Genomic DNA, 18,495 nt, shown 5'->3' on the forward strand with positions numbered 1-18,495 from the left:
GAACGGGCGTGACCCCCACCAGGGGTCACGCCCGTTCTGACGTCAGGGAGGAGCGGGTCAGCGTCCCGTGTAGTTGGGCGCCTCGACCGTCATCTGGATGTCGTGCGGGTGCGACTCCTTGAGCCCGGCCGGCGTGATGCGCACGAACTTGCCGCGCTCCTGGAGCTGGGGGATGGTGTGCGCGCCGACGTAGAACATCGACTGGTGCAGGCCACCGACCAGCTGGTGGGCGACCGCACCGAGCGGGCCGCGGTAGGGCACCTGGCCCTCGATGCCCTCGGGCACGATCTTGTCGTCGCTCGCGACGTCCGCCTGGAAGTAGCGGTCCTTGGAGTAGGACACCTTCTTGCCACGCGAGGCCATGGCGCCGATCGAGCCCATGCCGCGGTAGAGCTTGTACTGCTTGCCGTTGACGAACACGAGGTCGCCGGGGCTCTCGTCACAGCCCGCGAGGAGCGAGCCCAGCATGACCGTGTCGGCTCCGGCGACGAGCGCCTTGGCGATGTCGCCCGAGTACTGCAGGCCGCCGTCCCCGATGACCGGGACGCCGGCCGGGCGGCACGCGAGCGAGGCCTCGTAGATCGCGGTGACCTGCGGGACGCCGACGCCCGCGACGACGCGGGTCGTGCAGATCGAGCCCGGCCCGACGCCGACCTTCACGCCGTCCGCGCCCGCGTCGACGAGCGCCTGCGCGCCTGCGCGCGTCGCGACGTTGCCGCCGATGATCTGGACGTCCTTGAACGCCGGGTCCGCCTTGAGCTTGCGGATCATGTCGAGCAGGAGGCGGGCGTGCCCGTTGGCCGTGTCCGCGACGAGGACGTCGACGCCGGCCTCGGCGAGCGCCGTCGCGCGCGTCCAGGCGTCACCGAAGAAGCCGATCGCGGCACCGACGCGCAGACGACCCTCGTCGTCCTTGGTCGCGCCCGGGTACTGCTCGGTCTTGACGAAGTCCTTGACCGTGATGAGCCCGCCCAGGCGGCCCTCTGCGTCGATGAGGGGGAGCTTCTCGATCTTGTGCTTGGCCAGCAGCGCTGCGGCGTCGTCGCGCGCGATGCCGATCGGGGCCGTCACGAGGGGCATGGGCGTCATGATCTCGAAGACGCGACGCTCCGCGAAGTCCGCGGGGTTGACGAAGCGCAGGTCCCTGTTCGTGATGATGCCCAGGAGCTTGCCGGTCTCGTCGACCACGGGCAGCCCCGAGACGCGGTACTGACCGCACAGGGCGTCGAGCTCGGAGAGCGTGGCCTCCGGGCCGACCGTGACCGGGTCGGTGATCATGCCGGACTCCGACCGCTTGACGAGGTCGACCTCCTTGGCCTGCGCCTCGATCGACAGGTTGCGGTGGATGATCCCGATCCCGCCCTGGCGTGCCATCGCGATCGCCATGCGCGACTCGGTGACCGTGTCCATCGCGGCCGAGAGCAGCGGCGAGGACATGGAGATCTCGCGCGTCAGCCGCGCGGTCGTATCGACCTCGCTCGGGATGACGTCCGTCTCGTTCGGGAGCAGGAGGACGTCGTCGTACGTCAGTCCGGTGAATCCGAAGGGGTCGTGTGCGGGGGCTGCGAGAGAGTCGGTCACATCAAGATTCTACGCCGAGGGCCTCTGACATATTCCCGGCCGTCCCGCCACCGGACGGCCGGGAGGCCTGCCTCCGGTGCGCACGTGCCACGCGTCACCGGACGACGGCGAGCGCCTCGTGGAGGAGCCCCGTGAAGCTGCGCACCCGTTGGACGGTCGCGGCGAGGGGCAGATCCGTCGCCGCCTCGTCGTTCTGGAGCCCGACGAAGATGGGCAGGTCGGGGTTCGCCTCGTGCACCGTCCGCACGACGTCGAGGTCCGGCCGGGGCTGGGTCGTCACGACCGCGACCGCCGCAGGACGCACCATGGCGACGAGCTCGAGCGAGCGGTGCATGGTGGCCGACCCGGTCACGATGCGGGCCATCGCTCCCTGGGCCCCCAGGGCAGCGGCGAGCGCGTGGGCCGCGAGCGGCACCTGCTCCCCCGGCGCCGCGAAGATGAGGACGATGCGCCGCATCCTGCTCGGGTGGTTGGGCGGAGGTCCGCCGCCCGCGACGAGGGCGGCCTCGGACTGCTGGGTGTACTCGCGCAGCGCGGCCAGGGTCGCGTTGCTGAAGACGACCTCCGGCATCTCTCCCGGGGAGGCGAGGAACGTGCGCTCGGCGATGCGATGGAGGGCCGGCTCCACGAGGCTCGACCACCACTGACCGGGATCGGTGCCGGGTGCGATGCGCAGGAGCCTGTCGCACCGCTTCTGGTCGAACGAGATCGCGGCGTCGACCACGTCGGACACGCCCGCGGCGCGGATCGCGCCGACGCGCACCGGTTCGTCGTCCGCACCGCGAGGGACCGCGCGCAGGAGGCGCAGGCCCCCACCGGGCGTCTCGCCCGACGGTTCGCCCTCGGTCCCGGCCTCGGCGGAGTCGTCGTCGGCGGCGGTGGGCTGCTCGACCGGGCTGCTCTCGAGCGCGAGCTCTGCCTCGTCGGCGTCGAGCGCTGCGCGCGCGGCGTCGACGGGCGCGACCCCCTCGAGCGTGAGGCGACGCATGATGACGAGGCGCGCGACGTCGTCGGCGGTGTATCTCCGGTGCGAACCGGCAGTGTGCTCGGAGGGACCCAGACCGTAGCGACGGTCCCAGGTACGCAGGGTGGCGGGGGCGACGCCCAGCCTCTTGGCGACGGCTGCGACAGCGAGTGCAGGAACCTCGGTCACCTTCCGTCGGGGCCCGCCGGAGGTCGGGGCGGACCGGAGTGAAGTCATGCACCGATTCTGCCGACCGGCTCACCCCCTCGCCACTTCGGGCGCGGCGTGTCTCGGTCCGCGAGCCCGGTGTGTCCTGTCACACAGTGGACAACGCCGTAGTTCGCGCCAGGTTCACCGTGAATCGGTGCACACAGAGGCAAAGCCGGTCAGAAACTCATCCACCCCTGCTACTTGAACAACTTCTGCAACGCTTGTAGGTTGTTCGACATGACAGAGATCTCGAGGCTCCCCGGACCGGTGATGGAACTGTGGGAATGGCAGTACCAGGGCTCGTGCCGCGACGCGGACGACACCCTCTTCTTCCACCCGGAGGGCGAGCGAGGCTCCACCCGACGACGCCGCGCGGAAGCAGCCAAGGCCATCTGCGCCTCGTGCCCCGTGCTGATGCAGTGCCGCGAGCAGTCGCTCAAGGTCCGCGAGCCGTACGGCGTGTGGGGCGGCCTCAGCGAGGACGAGCGCTCCGCGATCCTGGCCGGGGTCTCGAAGACCGCCTGACCTGCCGCCTGGCCCCGGGCGCGACCTGCGCGTCGCCACGCCCCCGTCGGCCCGCACCACGACCAGCTTCACCACGACCTGCACCACTCCGAGGACCCAGCAGACCCCTGACATGACGAAGGGCCCCGCAACCGAGGTTGCGGGGCCCTTCGTGCTGGCAGCTGCCAGCCGTCAGCCGATGATCAGGCGACGACCACGGCGAGGATGTCGCGCGCGGAGAGCACCAGGTACTCCTGGCCCCCGTACTTGACCTCGGTGCCGCCGTACTTGCTGTAGATGACCTTGTCGCCGACGACGACGTCCAGGGGGACGCGGTTGCCGTTGTCGTCGATACGACCCGGACCAACGGCCAGGACCTCGCCCTCCTGGGGCTTCTCCTTGGCGGTGTCCGGAATGACCAGGCCGGATGCGGTCGTGGTCTCGGCCTCGAGGGCCTTCACGACGATCCGGTCCTCGAGCGGCTTGATGGGGACCGACACGTCGGACCTCCCCTTTCGCTATGAGAACTGCAACGGATGAGTGTCGAGCGCTGCCTGCCGTCCGTCGTCGCGGGTGCCGGACCGGCGGGTGTCGCTCTGGTGTTCGTCCACGCCCGAGGGCCTGAACGTCCTACGCACAATCTAGGTCCGCATTAGCACTCGGTCAAGGCGAGTGCCAACGCGTGCCGGGCGTGGAAAGATCGACGCATGGACGCGTCGGCACTGACCAAGCTGCTCAGCCCCACGGGGTGGGCGCTCCTCAACGCGCTCCCCCCGTACGACGAGCGGCAGGCCATGGTGCTCGCGACCGGCCTGCGGGCCAAGGGGGTCGACCCGGAGCTCGCCGCGGCGGCTCTCACCCAGTCGCGCCTGCGCGCCAAGGCGCACCTGAAGTTCGACACGTTCGCCGACGGCATGCTCTTCACCCAGGACGGCCTCGAGCAGGCCACGCGGCTCGTGGTCGCCGCGCGCCACGCGCAGCGGTACCACGCGGCCGGGGTGACCAAGGTCGCCGACCTGACGTGCGGCATCGGTGCGGACTCCATGACGTTCGCCGGGACCGGTCTGCGCGTGCTCGCGACGGACATCGACGAGGTCACGGCGTCGATCGCCACGGTCAACCTGCGCCACTTCCCCGAGGCGGAGGTCCGTCACGCGGACGGCCTGAGCATCGACCTGGCCACCGAAGGCGTCGACGGTGTGTTCGCCGACCCCGCGCGCCGCACCCGCTCGGGCACCCGGATCTTCGACCCGCGCTCGTACGCTCCCCCGCTCGACGACGTCTGGGCCCTGCGCTCGGTCGTGCCCGCGGTCGGCATCAAGGTCGGCCCCGGCATCCCGCACGCGGGCCTGCCGACCGACGCCGAGACGCAGTGGGTCTCGGTCGACGGCGACGTGGTCGAGGCCGCGCTGTGGTTCGGCCCGCTCGCCCCCGAGGGGCCCGGGCGCACCGCGCTGGTCCTGCGGACCGTCACGGACGACGACGGCACGCGCCGCACCACGTCGCGCACCCTGCGCCACTCCCAGGGTGACGACGAGCTCGTCCCCGACGTGGGCGCCGTCGGGCACTACCTGTACGAGCCCGACGGCGCGATCATCCGCGCCGGGCTCGTCGCCCAGGCCGCAGCGGAGCTGGGCGGGCGCCTGCTCGACCGGACCATCGCCTACGTGACCACGGACTCCCCCGCTCCGCGCGCGGCGGTCGGCAGCGCCGACAGTGCTGATCTCGCGACCGGGTACCGCGTCCTGGACGTCATGCCCTTCAGCCTCAAGAAGCTCAAGGCCTACCTGCGCGAGCGTGGCGTGGGACGCCTGACCATCAAGAAGCGGGGCACGGCCGTCGTGCCCGAACAGCTCCGCAAGCAGCTCGACCTCCGCGGCACCGCGGAGGCGACCGTCGTCCTCACCCGGATCGCCGGCTCGCAGCAGGTCCTGGTCGTCGAACCGTTGATCCGGCCCGACGGCACGAACATCCTCGACTCCCCCACGCCTCCTGAAAGGGGCTGATCGGTGCACCTTCCCTTCGCCCGGTCCGAGCGTTCGTCCGTCGGCATCGAGTGGGAGCTCGCGCTCGTCGACAAGGACTCGGGCGACCTGCGCCAGGTCGCCCAGACCGTGCTCGACGCCGTCGAGCCCACCGACGGCTCGCAGCACCCGCACATCCGCCAGGAGCTGCTGCTCAACACGGTCGAGGTCGTGAGCGGCGTGTGCCGCACGGTCGGCGACGCCGGCCGCGACCTCGAGGCCGCGATCGAGGAGATCCGCGTCCTGACCGACCCGCTGCGCGTCGAGCTCATGAGCGCGGGCACGCACCCGTTCGCGCGCTGGGCCCAGCAGAAGGTCACCGACAAGCAGCGCTACGCGACCCTCATCGACCGCACCCAGTGGTGGGGCCGCCAGATGCTCATCTACGGCGTGCACGTGCACGTCGGGATCGAGGACCGCAGCAAGGTGCTGCCCATCTCGCGAGCCATGCTCGGGTACTTCGCGCACCTGCAGTCGCTCTCGGCCTCGTCGCCGTTCTGGGGCGGCAAGGACACGGGCTACGCATCGAACCGCGCGCTCATGTTCCAGCAGCTGCCGACGGCCGGCCTGGGCTTCCAGTTCGAGACCTGGGAGCAGCTCGAGGGCTACGTCGGGGACATGATCCACACGGGCGTGATCGACCAGTTCGACGAGGTCCGCTGGGACCTGCGCCCGTCGCCGCGGTTCGGGACGCTCGAGACCCGCATCTGCGACGGCGCGACCAACCTCACCGAGGTCCTCGCGCTCGCGGCGCTCAACCACTGCCTGGTCGAGCACCTCTCGACGCTGCTCGACCAGGGCAAGGAGCTCCCGACCATCCCGGCCTGGTTCGCCCAGGAGAACAAGTGGCGCTCGGCCCGGTACGGGATGGACGCCATCATCATCCTCGACCGGGCGGGCAACGAGGAGCTCGTGACCGAGGCCGTGGCCAAGCTGCTCGTCGAGCTCGAGCCCGTCGCGGCCCGGCTCGGCTGTCTCCAGGAGCTCGACGACGTCCGCGTGATCCTGCGCCGTGGCGCGTCGTACCAGCGGCAGCGTGCGGTGGCGCGGCGCAACGGCGGCGAGCTGGACGCCGTGGTGCGCGCGCTCGTCGCGGAGATGCGGGCGGGTCGCCCGCTGTAGCCGCGACGTGCCCGACGCCGGAGCGCACCTCGGGTGCGCCCGGTCAGTAGTCCGTGATCGTGACCCCGCGTGCCGCAGCCTGCTCGGCGAGCCAGTCCTCGGACCAGTCGGGGGCCGTGCACGGCGACGACGAGCTGTCCGCGACCTCCTGCGAGTAGCCGCCCCAGGACAGGACGCGGCAGGTCGCGTCCGACTCGACGACCGTCTTCCAGTCCTCGTCGTCCCGCAGTCCTGCGTCGCCCGCGGACTGGACGACGTCGAACCGGTGCCACCACTGCATGAGGTGCGAGAGCTCGTGCGCGAGCACGAACTCCTTCGCCGCGGCGCTCGCCTCGGGTCCCCAGTACATGAACAGGGTCGTCGGGTAGTCGGGGTCGTAGCACCCCGCGACGCCCGACTCGCGCATGTCGCGCTCGACGATCCAGTCCATGCCGCAGTTGTACGTGCTGTCGTCGGTGAACACCACACGCAGGCCCTCGTTGGCCGCGTTGAGGTCGACGAGCCATCGCGTCGGGTCGGGCTGACCGGGCGCGAAGGGGGTACCGGGGGAAGCCGTGAGCAGGTCGTCCGGCACGGGCAGCGCGTACTCGCCCTGCTTCCATCGTTCCTCCATGCCCGCGCCGGGTGGGAGGTCCGTCCCGTCCGCGGTGAGGTCGCCCGGAGCCGGGTCGACGTCGCCCGTCGCGGGGACCTGGTCCGTGGCGGGCTCCGGGACCGGCTCGGGCGCGACCCAGCCGTCGATCGCCGGGACGGTCGGCGCGGGGTTGTCGAACACCTCGGCGAGGCCCTGCTGCGCGGACCGCACCACGCCGAGGACCATGCCGATCAGCACCAGGACACCGACGATCGCGACGAAGGTTCCGACGAGCGCGGGCCCTCGGCGGCGCGGGGGCTGCGGCGCGCCGGGGGCAGGGTATCCCGGGGGTGCAGCAGGGGCCGGGGGCCCGTGGTGACCGGCTGTGCCCCAGGCCGGGCCGGCGGCCGACGACGGCCCCGGTGCAGGTGCCAGCCCGGTCGGTGCCACCGCAGGGGGCGTCGGGTGCGCTGCCCAGCCGGCTCGCGCGGACTCCTGGGCGGCGAGCGTGCGGTGCACCGCGAACCAGTGCGCCGACGCTGCCAGGGCGTGCTGCTGGGCCGGCCCGGCCTGGGTGCGTGCGTACGCGTGCCACGCCTGCGCGCTCTGCCACGCAGCGGCGGCGCTGCCGGGCGTCGCGGGCACCGACCCCGACGGCGGGCCCGGGTACGCCGGTCCTGCCGGGCCGGGTCGGGCGGGGTCCATGAGCCCTCCGTACTGCCCCCGCGGCGGTCGCGTCGGCCAGGTGGCACGGTATCAAGTCCACCCGCGCGCCCCGCCCGAGGGTCCGAACAATTGGGTGGCGGTGGCTGAGAGCATGGGCGCATGGATCCCGCGGACTTCTACACCGGACTCGTCGTCGAGCTCTACTCGCCCCTGAAGTCGGGTCATGAGGACCCCGAGCGCTACGCGCGCTTCGTCCTGGACTCGGGCGAGCCGGCCCTCGAGCTCGGGTGCGGGGACGGGGACCCGCTCCTCGCGCTGCGCGCGCTCGACCTCGACGTCGAGGGCGTCGACTCGTCGGCCGACATGCTCGCGCGGTGCCGCGAGCTCGCGGCCCGGGAAGGGATCGACGTCGTGGTGCACCACCAGCGCATGGAGCAGCTCGACCTCGACCGGAGCTTCCGCTCGATCTTCCTCGCGGGCCCCACGTTCAACCTGCTGCCGGACGACGACACCGCCCTCGCCGCGCTGCGCCGCATCCGGACCCACCTGACCCTCGACGGCACCGCGATCGTCCCGCTCTTCGTCCCGTCGCCGACACCGACCGAGCAGCTCGGCCTGGCGCGCGGGACGACGCGCGACGACGGCGCGGTCCTGCGCGTCGGGGTCATCTCCGAGGAGCGCGACGAGGAGACCCGGGTCCAGCGCAGCACGCTGCGCTACGAGCGGGTCCTGGACGGGCTGAGCACGGTCGACGAGCGCGTGTGGACCATCCACTGGTACACCCGCGACGGCTTCCGGGAGCTGGCCCGGGCAGCCGGTCTCGAGGTCGTCGACGTCCAGGACGACGAGGGCCGCCCGGCCGCGCACGACGCGAGCGACGTCACGTTCGTGCTGCGCGCCGCGCGCTGACGCGGCGTCGCGCGCGGTTCAGACCGTGACGGTCGTCGGGGCAGATCAGACCGTGACGGTCGTCAGGGGCATGGAGGAGTCGACAGGGATGTCGAGCCCCGACGGCGCGACGCCCGCCCGCACCACGGCCGAGCCGAGCGCGGCGATCATGGCGCCGTTGTCGGTGCAGTAGCGGATGGGCGGGATGCGCAGGTCGATCCCCGCCTCGGCGCAGCGCTTCGCGGCCATGTCGCGCAGCTGCGAGTTGGCGCTGAACCCGCCCCCGACCACGAGCGTCTCGACGCCGTGCCGCTGGCAGGCCGCGATGGTCTTGGCCGTGAGCACGTCCGCGACGGCCTCGGCGAACGAGGCCGCGACGTCGTTCAGGGGCACCTCGAGCCCGCTGTCGACGCGTGCCTCGACCCAGCGGGCGACCGCGGTCTTGAGGCCCGAGAACGAGAAGTCGTACGCGTGCTTCTCCTGGTCCTTGCGCGCGGTGAGCCCGCGCGGGAAGCGGATCGCGGTCGGGTCGCCCTCGCGCGCGAGGCGGTCGACGTGGGGCCCGCCGGGGTAGGGCAGGCCCAGGAGGCGACCGACCTTGTCGAAGGCCTCGCCCGCGGCGTCGTCGAGCGTCGAGCCGAGCTCGGTCACGTCGGTCGCGATGTCGTCCACGAGCAGCAGCGACGAGTGCCCGCCCGAGACCACGAGCGCCATGACGCGCTCGGGGAACTCACCGTGGACCAGCTCGTCGACCGCGGCATGCCCGATCACGTGGTTCACGCCGTACAGGGGCTTGTTCAGGCCGATCGACAGCGCCTTGGCGGCCGAGGCGCCGATCGTGAGCGGGCCCACGAGCCCGGGACCCGCCGTGACGGCGATCGCGTCGATCTGCGAGAGGTCGACGTCCGCCTCGCCCAGCGCGCGCTGGATCGTGGGGATCATCGCCTCGAGGTGGGCGCGCGAGGCGACCTCGGGGATGATGCCGCCGTAGCGGGCGTGCTCGTCCATCGAGCTCGCGACCGCGTCCACGAGGAGCTCGCGGCCGCGCACGAGCGCGACCCCCGTCTCGTCGCAGGAGGACTCGATGCCGAGGACGAGGGGGGCGCCGAGGCTGTCAGAGGTACCGCCAGAAACCATGGTTCCCAGCGTAGTCGTGCCGCAGGGGTCGTCGTGCGACGGGAGCCCCCTGCGCTGTGTCGCACGTCACGGCCCGGATCGGGAAGAGTGATTGATCCTTCAACTGTTGACCGAGGCATGAGCACAGAGACCTTCACCCCCATCGACGCCGCTTTCGACGACCTGCTCGAGATCGACGCCTCGACCGCCGACCTGCTGTTCCGCGAGGCCCGCACCGTCCACGCGTTCGAGGACGAGGCCGTGCCGGACGAGAAGATCCAGGCCGCCTACGACCTGGTCCGCTGGGGACCGACCGCCATGAACACCGTGCCGCTGCGCCTCCTCGTGGTTCGTGACCCCGAGGCCCGTGCGCGCCTGGTCGAGCACATGGCGGACGGCAACAAGGCCAAGACCCTCGCCGCGCCGCTCACGATCGTCGCAGCGGCCGACACGAACTTCCACGAGTTCCTCCCGGTCCTCGCCCCGCACATGGAGGGCGCCAAGGAGAACTTCGAGGCCGCCGGTGAGGAGACGCGCGCCGGGATGTCGCGCACGTCCGCGCTGATCCAGGTCGGCTACTTCATCGTGGGCCTGCGCGCTGCCGGTCTGCACGTCGGTCCCATGGGCGGGTTCGACGCGGCCGGCATCGACGCCGAGTTCTTCGGCGAGAACGGCTGGAAGTCGCTCGTCGTCATCAACGTCGGCACCCCGGCCGGCGAGGGCGCGACCTACCCGCGCCAGACGCGCCTCACGTTCGAGCAGGCGTCGCAGACCCTCTGAGGTACCGCGGCACCGCGTGACCCGTGCTCCGACGCCCCGCGCGTCGCGGTGCCGAGCACGACCCGAGACCCGTCCGGTCAGGCCCCCGTGGCCACCGGGCGGGTCTCGTCGTTGGACCACTGGGACCACGAGCCCGCGTAGAGCGCGGCGTCGACCCCCAGCGTGGCGAGGGCCGCGACCTCGTGCGCGGCCGTGACCCCGGACCCGCAGTAGACACCGACGTGCTGCTCACCGTCGGCGCGCACCCCGAGCGCCTCGAAGCGCTCGCGCAGCGCGTCCTCGCCGAGGAACCGGCCGTCGGGCCCCAGGTTCTGGACGGTCGGGGCGCTCACGGCTCCCGGCACGTGCCCCGCACGCGGGTCCACGGGCTCGACCTCGCCCCGGAAGCGCTCGCCCGCGCGGGCGTCCAGGAGCAGTCCCGCGCCCGACGACGCCAGGTGCGCTGCGTCGTCGGGCGTGAGCGTGGGGAGCTCGCCCTCCGACAGGACGACGTCCCCCGGGACGGGGACGACCTCGCCCTGCTCGAGCGCGAAGCCCGCGCCGGTCCACGCACCGAGGCCGCCGTCGAGGAGGCGGACGTCGGCGAGACCCGCCCACCGCAGGAGCCACCAGACGCGGGCGGCCGACGTGGCGCCCACCGCGTCGTACGCGACGACCCGGGAGCCCGCGCGCACGCCCCAGCGACGCGCTGCCGCCTCGAGGTCGGCGAGGTCCGGGAGCGGGTGCCGCCCCCGCGCGGGCGACGGTGGAGCGGCCAGCTCGGTCTCGAGATCCACGAACACCGCGCCGGGCAGGTGCCCTGCGAGGTACTGGCCGTGGCCGTCGGTGACACCGAGCGCCCAGCGGACGTCGAGCAGGACCAGGTCGCCCGTGCCCGCCGCCACCTCGTCGTGCAGCGCCCGCGCCGGGACGAGCACCGCGTCGCGTGCGCTCACGCGACGCCCGGCTCGTCGGGTACCGCTGCGTCACGGATCTCGGCTGCGGGCGCGTCGTCCGTCGCCGAGTCGTCGGTCAGCTCGAGGCGCATGGTGTACGCGTCGACGTCCTCGGGCTGGTAGTACCGCTTGCGGATGCCGAGCTGCTCGAACCCGAACTTGCCGTACATGGCCAGCGCGGCGTCGTTGTCGACGCGGACCTCGAGCAGCACCGCGCTCGCGCCGACCTGGCGCGAACGGTCGATCAGCGCGGTCAGCAGCACCGACCCGATGCCGAGGTGCTGGTACTGCGGGTCCACGCCGATCGTCATGATCTGCGTGACGTCGCCGTCGAACCACAGCCCCGCGTAGCCGACGAGCTCCTGGGGGCCCGCGGCGTAGAGGCGGACGGGCTCGGCCGCGACGTACCACCGGCCCAGCGCCCCGAGCTCCTCGGCGAGCATGCCGTAGGTCCAGGCGCTCGACCCGAACAGCTCCTGCTCGAGGCGCACGACGCGCGGGAGGTCCGCAGCCCGCAGCGGCCGGAGCTTGACCTCGTAGTGCGCGCTCACGCCCCGGCCCCCGTCGGGGTCGCCGCGGGCGGTGCGTCGCTCGCCCGCTTGCGCGCGGCCGGCTCCTGGACGTCGGGACGGCGCAGGTACAGCGGCTCGGTGGGCTGCTCGACGCCCGCGTCGCGGCGGGCGATCGCGAGCCGCGCGAGGACCGTCGCGTCGGGTACGAGGGGCGCGTCCTCGGCGAGCGGCAGGTGCTCCGGGTACAGCGCGGCCCCTTCGCCCACGACGACGGCGCCCGCGGCCTGGTCGGCCAGCCCCGCGGCCGGACCGACGTCGGGCCCGGCGACGAGCTCGACGACCGGGGTCGCGTGCGGACCCTCGTGCGCCACGACGCGGTAGCGCGCCCAGTAGACCTCCCGACGGCGGGCGTCGGCGGTCGCGAGGACCTCGTCGCCCGGCGTCAGGCCCAGGTCGCTCACGGCCTGCGCCGCGATCGCGTCGAGCCCCGAGACCCCGAGGGCCGGGATCCCGAGCGAGAGCGCGAGCGTGCGGGCCGTGACGAGCCCGACGCGCAGGCCCGTGAACGGAGCCGGACCGGTGCCCGCGACGACCGCGGTCAGCGCGGTCCGGTCCACGCCGGCCTCGGCGAGCACCTCGCTGACGAGGGGGGCCAGGGTCTCGGCGTGCCGACGTCTCTCGTCCGCAGAGCGCACGGCGAGCCGTTCACCGCCTTCCCCGACGAGGGCGACCGCGACGGCGGCTGACGTATCGAGCGCGAGGACTGCCACGGTCCCAGCCTACTTTTCCGCGGACGGGTCGGCGGCCAGCGCCTGCGCGTCCGGTCGGCCCGTGCTCGTGCCCAACGGGGTGTCCGGATCCCCCGACGCCTCGACTGCCTCGACGACGGCCGCGCGCAACGCGGCCGCGGCCCGCTCGAAGTCGGCCCACCGGTCCCCCACGGCCCGCACCGTCACGTGCCGGACACCGGCCTCGGGCGCGTCGAGCCCGTCGTCGGGCTCGCCCCCCGCGACGGACACGCCCAGCCCGCCGCGCGGGCGCTCGATCGTGATCTCCAGGCGGTCCTCGGCGAGGGACTCCACGAGGTCCTGGCCCCACTCGACGACCGTGACCGACTCGTCGAGGCTCGCGTCGAGGTCCAGCGCCTCGACCTCGTCGAGCGAGCCGAGCCGGTAGGCGTCGACGTGGACCAGGTACGGCCCGTCCGCGAGCGGCGGGTGGACGCGCGCGATGATGAACGTGGGCGACGCCACCTGCCCCCGGACCCCCAGGCCCGTGCCGATCCCCTGGGTCAGGGTCGTCTTGCCCGCGCCCAGGTCGCCCGTGAGCATCACGAGGTCGCCCGCGCGCAGCTCACGGGCCAGCGCGAGCCCGAACGCGCGCGTCGCGTCGGCGTCGGGCAGGTCGATGGTCAGGTCGGTCATGACAGCCACTCCTGGTCGTGGTGAAGGGGGGTGTGCGAGGCGGTGGGGGCGGGCTCCGCCGGTGTCGCCGACGCGCCCGAGGCGAGCGCCGTCGTCGGGCCCTCGTCCGCGCCGTCGACGTACACGCGCGGAACCCGCGCACCCAGGCGCGTCGTGATCTCGTAGCTGATGGTCCCGGCGGCCAGCGCCCAGTCCTCGGCGGTCGGGGCTCCCCCGCGGGCCAGGCCCGCGCCGGGCCCGAACAGCGTCACGACGTCGCCCGCCTGCTCGGACGCGTAGGGGCCCAGGTCCAGCACGAACTGGTCCATGCAGACGCGGCCGGCCACGTGCAGGACGCGTCCCGTGCCGTCCACGCCGCCGGCCTCGTCGATCGGCCCACCCACCAGCACGGGGCCACCGGGCCGCTCGGGCAGGGCGCCCGAGGCGTGCCGCGGGATGCCGTCGGCGTAGCCGAGCGGGACCACGCCGAGGTTCGTCGCCCGGGGCGTCGTGTAGGCGTGCGCGTAGGAGACGCCCTGGCCTCCCGCGACCTGCTTGACGGTCGCGAGCCGTGCCTCGAGCGTCATGGCCGGGACCAGCCCGTAGTCGTCGGGCGTGCCGAGGGTCGGGACCGGCGAGAGGCCGTAGACCGCGAGGCCCGGGCGCACCAGGTCGTAGTGCACGCGCGGGTTGGTGAGCGTCGCCGCCGAGTTCGCGAGGTGCCGGACCTCGAGCTGTGCACCCGCGGCCTCGGTCGTGCGCACCGCGGCGTCGAACACGTCGGCCTGGTGCAGGACGGTCGGGTGCTCGGGCTCGTCCGCGAAGGCGAAGTGCGACCAGATCCCGACGACGCGCAGCACGCCCTCGGACTCGGCACGCAGCGCGGCGTCGAGCACGACCGGGAGCTGCTCGGGAACGATCCCGTTGCGCCCGAGCCCCGTGTCGATCTTCAGGTGCACGCGGGCGGGGCGTCCGGCCGCGCGAGCCGCCGCGGCGACCTCGTCGAGGGCCCACGGTGCGGCGACCGAGACGTCGATCTCGGCCTCGACGAGCGCCCTCAGCGGCGCGCCCGGCGCGTAGAGCCAGGTCAGGACCCGCGCCTGGTCGGGGCCGATGCCCGCGGCGCGCAGCGCGAGCGCCTCCGAGATCTGCGCCGTGCCGAGCCACGTGGCCCCGCCCGCGAGCGCCGCGCGGGCGCTGGGCAGCAGGCCGTGGCCGTACGCGTCGGCCTTGACGACCGCCATGACCTGGGCCGTGCCGGCGTGCCGCGCGAGCGACTCGACGTTGGAGCGGATCGCGCCCAGGTCGATCACGGCGCGCGCCGGGTAGTAGTCGGCGGGCGGGACGGGGCCGGTGGCCGACGGCGTGGGGGTGGTGTCGCCGGTGGAACCGTGCGGGGGATCGCTGAAGGGGCTCACGGTCACCGATTCTCTCACCGGCGGTGACCGATGGGCGGGCCGAGGGTGACGGACCCGCCCGGCGGGGTCGTCCTCACCCCACGCCACGGGCTGACGGCCCCGCCCGCCGGGGACGACAGGGCCGGCTGCTGAGGATCGGGCCTACGCCCACTCCTGCAGGGGCCGCGTCGTCTCGAACCGCCGGGGCCTCCCGCTGAGCGGGTCGACGAACTCGATCGAGCGCGAGACGAGCTGGAGCGGCCGGCTGAAGTCGTCAGGGCGCACGTCGTAGAACGTCGGGTAGAAGTTGTCGTGCAGGATCGGCAGGCCCAGCGAGTTCATGTGCAGCCGGAGCTGGTGGGTCTTGCCCGTGTGCGGGGTGAGACGGTAGAGGCCCAGGCAACCGCGGGACCCGTCGCCTCCGTCGCCCGTCCCGGACGGATCCTCGCGGGTGTCCACGAGCTCCACGAGGCTCTCGGAGTTCGGCTCGCCCGGCACCTCGGACGCGCGCATGACGCCGCGCTCCTTGTGGATGCGGCTGCGCACGACGCGCGGCAGGTCGAGCGAAGGGTCGACGCCCGCGACGGCCTCGTACACCTTGGTCACGCGCCGCTCGGCGAACAGCGTCTGGTACGGCCCGCGGACCTCGGGCCGGACGGTCAGCACGAGCACCCCGGCGGTCACGCGGTCGAGCCGGTGCGCGGGCGAGAGCTCAGGCAGTTCGAGGTCCCTGCGCAGCCGGACGAGCGCGGACTCCGCGATGAAGGCGCCGCGCGGGATGCTCGCGAGGAAGTGCGGCTTGTCGACCACGACCAGGTCGTCGTCGCGGTACAGGATCTCGATCTCGAACGGGACGCGTGTCTCCACGGGCGGGTCCCGGTACAGGAACACGCGCGCGTGCTGTGCAAAGGCCGTGTCGGGCGCGACCGGTCGGCCCAGGTGGTCGACGACCTCTCCCGCGGCGACCTTCTCCCGCAGACGCCGCTCGTCGTCGGGAAACCGGTGGACGAGGTGGTCCAGGACGGTGTCCCACCGGGGCGAGCCGTCGCTGCCGTCACCGTTGGGGGGCAGGACGACGCGGGTCGCGTTGAGGCCGTCGCGCACGGGGAGCGGCTGGAACGGGATGCGCCGACGGCGCGGCGGGACCTGAGGGGTCGTGGGGGTCGGCACGGCCACCACGGTAGTCGCTCACCGTGGGCGGCCGTCCGGCTGAGTGCGGAGTTCTTGCGCGACACACCGGGCGTGTCGCGCAAGAACTCCGCACTCAGCGGTGGCAGACGACGTCGGCCCGGTCCCGCGTCGAGGCGACCAGCCGGGCGTTGGTCTCGTCAGGCCCGAGCGCCCAGGCGCGCGCCGCGGCAGGCGGCTTGCCGTGCCGCTCGTGCCGGGCCACGAGGCGCTCGACGCGGACGTGCTCGGGGACCTCGAGGAACCAGGTCTCGTCGAGGATCGCTCGCACCGGGGTCCAGCGCCCGTGGTCCTGGTCACCACCGAGCAGCAGGTAGTTGCCCTCGGTCAGCACGAGCTCGACGTCGGGTCCGACGGGGATCGACCCCGCGACGGGCTCCTCGATCTCGCGGTCGAACGCGGGCGCGTAGACCGTGACGCCGTCGCGGGGCGACCGGAGCCGTTCGAGGAGCGCGACGTACCCGTGGGCGTCGAACGTGTCGGGGGCACCCTTGCGGTCCCGGCGGCCCAGGCGGGCGAGCTCGGCGTCGGCGAGGTGGAAGCCGTCCATGGGCACGACGACGGCGCTCACCCCGGGCGCTCGGACGCCCTGCGTGGACAGGGTCGGCCCGGCGCTGGCGGCGGGTGCGGCGCGCTGCGTGAGCGCGGCGAGGACGTCGCCGGCGAGCGTCGACTTCCCCGCTCCGGGTGCGCCGACGATCCCGACGAGCACCCGGACACGTCCGCCGGGCTCTGCGCGCCGGGCGCGCGCGACGAGAGCTGCGCAGCGGTCCGCGAGCGCCGTCGCGACGTCGCCCTCGATCCACGCCGGGTCACTCTCGACCTGCACGTGCGTCACCTTCGACCTCGTCTCTCGTCACCGTCGGCGTGGCGGTGCGTCACCCTCGGAGCAGCTCGGCCACCACCCCCGGGACCGCCTCGGCCACGTCCATGGCGGCGACGGGTCCGCCCGGGTTGGCCCGCACAGCGGCCAACCCGTGGACCGTAGCAGCCGCGGCAGCGAGCTCTGCCGCCAGCCCGGGCTCTCGGACCACGCGCTCGCCGTACGCAGCCAGGAGGGCGCCCAGGAGCCCCGTGAGCACGTCTCCGGCGCCCGCGGTCGCGAGCCAGGCCGGTCCGTCGGCCTGGGACCACGCGCCCTCGGGCCCGACCACCACGGTCGCCGACCCCTTGAGCAGCACGGTCGCGCCCGTGAGGTCGTGCGCTGTGCGCGCCCAGCGCAGCGGCTCGGCCTCGACGCCGTCCCGGTCGACGTCCTCGCCGCGCGCGCGCAGGAGCGTCGCGAGCTCGCCCGCGTGCGGCGTCAGCACGACCGACGGCGGGCAGGTCGCGGGCAGCAACGACAGCGCACCGGCGTCCACGACGCACGCCGGACGCGGGCCGGCCGAGGCGTCCCAGGCGTCCTGCGCCAGCTCGCCGCTCGCCACCGCGAGCGCGTACCGGATGCGCTCGTGCTGGCCGGCGTCCGGTCCGGAGCCCGTGTCCCGCTCGCTCGCGCCGTCGCGCAGCCCGGACCGCTCCCCCGCGGCCGGGACCCCTGACCCGAGCGCCCACGCCTGGACCCTGCCCTCGGCGGGCACCGCCTCGGGGCGAGCCGAGACGACGACGCGCGCGACGTCGTCGGGCCCGCGGTAGCGCACCATGCCGGCGCCCGCGCGCACGGCCGCCGTGACCGCGAGGACCGCAGCCCCCGGGAACGTCGGTGTGCCCGCGACGACTCCCAGGACCCCGCGCGTGTACTTCTGGTCGCTCGCCCCGGGCACGGGCCACAGGCGCGCGACGTCGGCGGGTTCGAGGCGCCTGACCGCGGGAGTCCCCAGCTCGTCGAGGCCCACGTCGACGGGCGTGACGAGCCCCGCGAGGTGCGTCGCCGGCGGCAGCAGCAGCCCGGGCTTGGGCGCGCCGAACGTGACCGTCCGGTCGGCACGCAGGACCGGCCCGGGGACCGAGCCGTCGTCGACCCCGATCCCGCTGGGCGTGTCGACCGCGACGACCCAGGGGACGTGGACGGCGCGAGCGGCACGCACCGACGTCCCCTCCGCGAGCGCCTCGACCAGCTCCCCTGCCAGCCCCCGCAGCGCCCCCGACGCCCCGATCCCGACCAGCCCGTCGACGACCACCTCGGCCGAGAGGATGCCCTCGACGACGTCCCCCCACCGCGCGGGCCCGGTCGGGACGGTGAGGTCGAGGACCCGTCCACCCGCACGGCGCAGCGCCGTCAGACCTGCGGCATGAGGGTGCCCGCTCGTGCAGACCGCTTCGACCGCGACCCCGCGCCGGGACAGGTACGCCCCCGCGAACAAGGCATCGCCCCCGTTGTTGCCCGAACCCACGAGGAGCACCACGCGCGTGCCGGTCACGCGCCCGGGGCGCGCACCGCCGTCGGGCCCCGCACCCCGCGCTCGCGCGGACCGCCCATGCGCGGCCGTACGCCGCAGGTCGCCTGCGACGACCGTCGCGAGCGCGAACGCCGCGCGCTCCATGAGCGGGACGCCCCGGGCGAGCAGCGGCTCCTCGGCGGCACGGACCTGGGCGGCGGTGAACGCTTCGATCATGGGGCCATGATGCCGCGCGCGGGCGCGGCCCGCCGGGCCGGGCTGCGCGCGGGCGAGACCCGCGCGGCCCCCGTTC

18 protein-coding genes are annotated in these 18,495 nt (G+C 73.8%); 5 read left to right on the forward strand and 13 right to left on the reverse strand.

Annotated elements, in window-relative coordinates; all coding sequences use genetic code 11:
- Window positions 1–57: 57 nt before the first annotated feature.
- Window positions 58–1,581: an IMP dehydrogenase gene (gene guaB, locus ASE15_RS08180; RefSeq protein ID WP_056653888.1), complete on the reverse strand. Its 1,524-nt coding sequence runs from the start codon at window positions 1,579–1,581 to the stop codon at window positions 58–60.
- A 94-nt stretch (window positions 1,582–1,675) separates the two neighbouring features.
- Window positions 1,676–2,782 (reverse strand): MerR family transcriptional regulator, encoded by a 1,107-nt coding sequence (locus ASE15_RS08185; protein WP_056653884.1) that lies wholly within the window; start codon window positions 2,780–2,782, stop codon window positions 1,676–1,678.
- Window positions 2,783–2,992: 210 nt separating this feature from the next.
- Here ASE15_RS08185 and ASE15_RS08190 point away from each other — a divergent pair, with 210 nt between their 5' ends.
- Complete coding sequence (locus ASE15_RS08190; RefSeq protein WP_056653881.1) at window positions 2,993–3,280, forward strand: WhiB family transcriptional regulator; 288 nt, start codon at window positions 2,993–2,995, stop codon at window positions 3,278–3,280.
- Window positions 3,281–3,462: 182 nt separating this feature from the next.
- On the opposite strand, the gene groES is transcribed toward ASE15_RS08190, so the two are convergent.
- Entirely contained in the window at window positions 3,463–3,759 is a 297-nt protein-coding gene (gene groES / locus ASE15_RS08195; RefSeq protein WP_056653879.1) for a co-chaperone GroES, read from the reverse strand.
- Window positions 3,760–3,966: 207 nt separating this feature from the next.
- Between groES and ASE15_RS08200 the strand changes: the two genes are divergently transcribed.
- Both ASE15_RS08200 and ASE15_RS08205 read left to right on the forward strand, forming a co-directional pair.
- Window positions 3,967–5,265, forward strand: coding sequence for a class I SAM-dependent methyltransferase (locus ASE15_RS08200; RefSeq protein ID WP_056762563.1), 1,299 nt, complete (start codon window positions 3,967–3,969; stop codon window positions 5,263–5,265).
- A 3-nt stretch (window positions 5,266–5,268) separates the two neighbouring features.
- Window positions 5,269–6,405 carry a glutamate--cysteine ligase gene (locus ASE15_RS08205; RefSeq protein WP_056653873.1) on the forward strand — a complete coding sequence of 379 codons (1,137 nt, stop codon included), beginning with the start codon at window positions 5,269–5,271 and terminating at the stop codon, window positions 6,403–6,405.
- Between the two features lie 43 nt (window positions 6,406–6,448).
- Here the strand turns inward: ASE15_RS08205 and ASE15_RS08210 are convergent, their stop codons facing one another.
- The gene (locus tag ASE15_RS08210) at window positions 6,449–7,684 is read right to left on the reverse strand and encodes a hypothetical protein (RefSeq protein ID WP_056762564.1); all 1,236 of its coding nucleotides are present in this window, start codon (window positions 7,682–7,684) and stop codon (window positions 6,449–6,451) included.
- 120 nt (window positions 7,685–7,804) lie between these two features.
- Between ASE15_RS08210 and ASE15_RS08215 the strand changes: the two genes are divergently transcribed.
- A complete protein-coding gene (locus ASE15_RS08215; RefSeq protein WP_056762565.1) occupies window positions 7,805–8,554 on the forward strand; it encodes a class I SAM-dependent methyltransferase in 750 nt (249 codons plus the stop codon).
- A gap of 45 nt (window positions 8,555–8,599) precedes the next feature.
- On the opposite strand, the gene tsaD is transcribed toward ASE15_RS08215, so the two are convergent.
- Complete coding sequence (gene tsaD, locus ASE15_RS08220; RefSeq protein ID WP_056653863.1) at window positions 8,600–9,670, reverse strand: tRNA (adenosine(37)-N6)-threonylcarbamoyltransferase complex transferase subunit TsaD; 1,071 nt, start codon at window positions 9,668–9,670, stop codon at window positions 8,600–8,602.
- A 117-nt stretch (window positions 9,671–9,787) separates the two neighbouring features.
- Between tsaD and ASE15_RS08225 the strand changes: the two genes are divergently transcribed.
- On the forward strand, window positions 9,788–10,429 hold the full coding sequence (locus ASE15_RS08225; protein WP_056653860.1) for a malonic semialdehyde reductase: 642 nt from the start codon (window positions 9,788–9,790) through the stop codon (window positions 10,427–10,429).
- A gap of 77 nt (window positions 10,430–10,506) precedes the next feature.
- Here ASE15_RS08225 and ASE15_RS08230 read toward each other — a convergent pair whose 3' ends face one another.
- The 8 genes from ASE15_RS08230 to ASE15_RS08265 all read right to left on the reverse strand — a co-directional run bounded on the left by ASE15_RS08230 (window position 10,507) and on the right by ASE15_RS08265 (window position 18,419).
- On the reverse strand, window positions 10,507–11,364 hold the full coding sequence (locus ASE15_RS08230) for a sulfurtransferase (RefSeq protein ID WP_082618296.1): 858 nt from the start codon (window positions 11,362–11,364) through the stop codon (window positions 10,507–10,509).
- The gene (gene rimI / locus ASE15_RS08235; protein ID WP_056762567.1) at window positions 11,361–11,915 is read right to left on the reverse strand and encodes a ribosomal protein S18-alanine N-acetyltransferase; all 555 of its coding nucleotides are present in this window, start codon (window positions 11,913–11,915) and stop codon (window positions 11,361–11,363) included. Before rimI ends, ASE15_RS08230 begins: the two co-directional genes overlap by 4 nt.
- Window positions 11,912–12,646: a tRNA (adenosine(37)-N6)-threonylcarbamoyltransferase complex dimerization subunit type 1 TsaB gene (gene tsaB, locus ASE15_RS08240; protein ID WP_056762570.1), complete on the reverse strand. Its 735-nt coding sequence runs from the start codon at window positions 12,644–12,646 to the stop codon at window positions 11,912–11,914. Before tsaB ends, rimI begins: the two co-directional genes overlap by 4 nt.
- Window positions 12,647–12,655: 9 nt before the next feature.
- Window positions 12,656–13,300 (reverse strand): tRNA (adenosine(37)-N6)-threonylcarbamoyltransferase complex ATPase subunit type 1 TsaE, encoded by a 645-nt coding sequence (gene tsaE / locus ASE15_RS08245; RefSeq protein WP_082618297.1) that lies wholly within the window; start codon window positions 13,298–13,300, stop codon window positions 12,656–12,658.
- Entirely contained in the window at window positions 13,297–14,592 is a 1,296-nt protein-coding gene (gene alr, locus ASE15_RS08250; RefSeq protein ID WP_056762752.1) for an alanine racemase, read from the reverse strand. Before alr ends, tsaE begins: the two co-directional genes overlap by 4 nt.
- A gap of 246 nt (window positions 14,593–14,838) precedes the next feature.
- Complete coding sequence (locus ASE15_RS08255; RefSeq protein WP_235534265.1) at window positions 14,839–15,846, reverse strand: pseudouridine synthase; 1,008 nt, start codon at window positions 15,844–15,846, stop codon at window positions 14,839–14,841.
- A gap of 94 nt (window positions 15,847–15,940) precedes the next feature.
- A complete protein-coding gene (locus ASE15_RS08260; RefSeq protein WP_235534266.1) occupies window positions 15,941–16,693 on the reverse strand; it encodes a nucleoside/nucleotide kinase family protein in 753 nt (250 codons plus the stop codon).
- Between the two features lie 49 nt (window positions 16,694–16,742).
- A complete protein-coding gene (locus tag ASE15_RS08265; RefSeq protein WP_056762571.1) occupies window positions 16,743–18,419 on the reverse strand; it encodes a bifunctional ADP-dependent NAD(P)H-hydrate dehydratase/NAD(P)H-hydrate epimerase in 1,677 nt (558 codons plus the stop codon).
- Window positions 18,420–18,495 lie beyond the last annotated feature (76 nt).

It is taken from the genome of Oerskovia sp. Root22 (assembly GCF_001429135.1).
GTDB lineage: Bacteria > Actinomycetota > Actinomycetes > Actinomycetales > Cellulomonadaceae > Oerskovia > Oerskovia enterophila.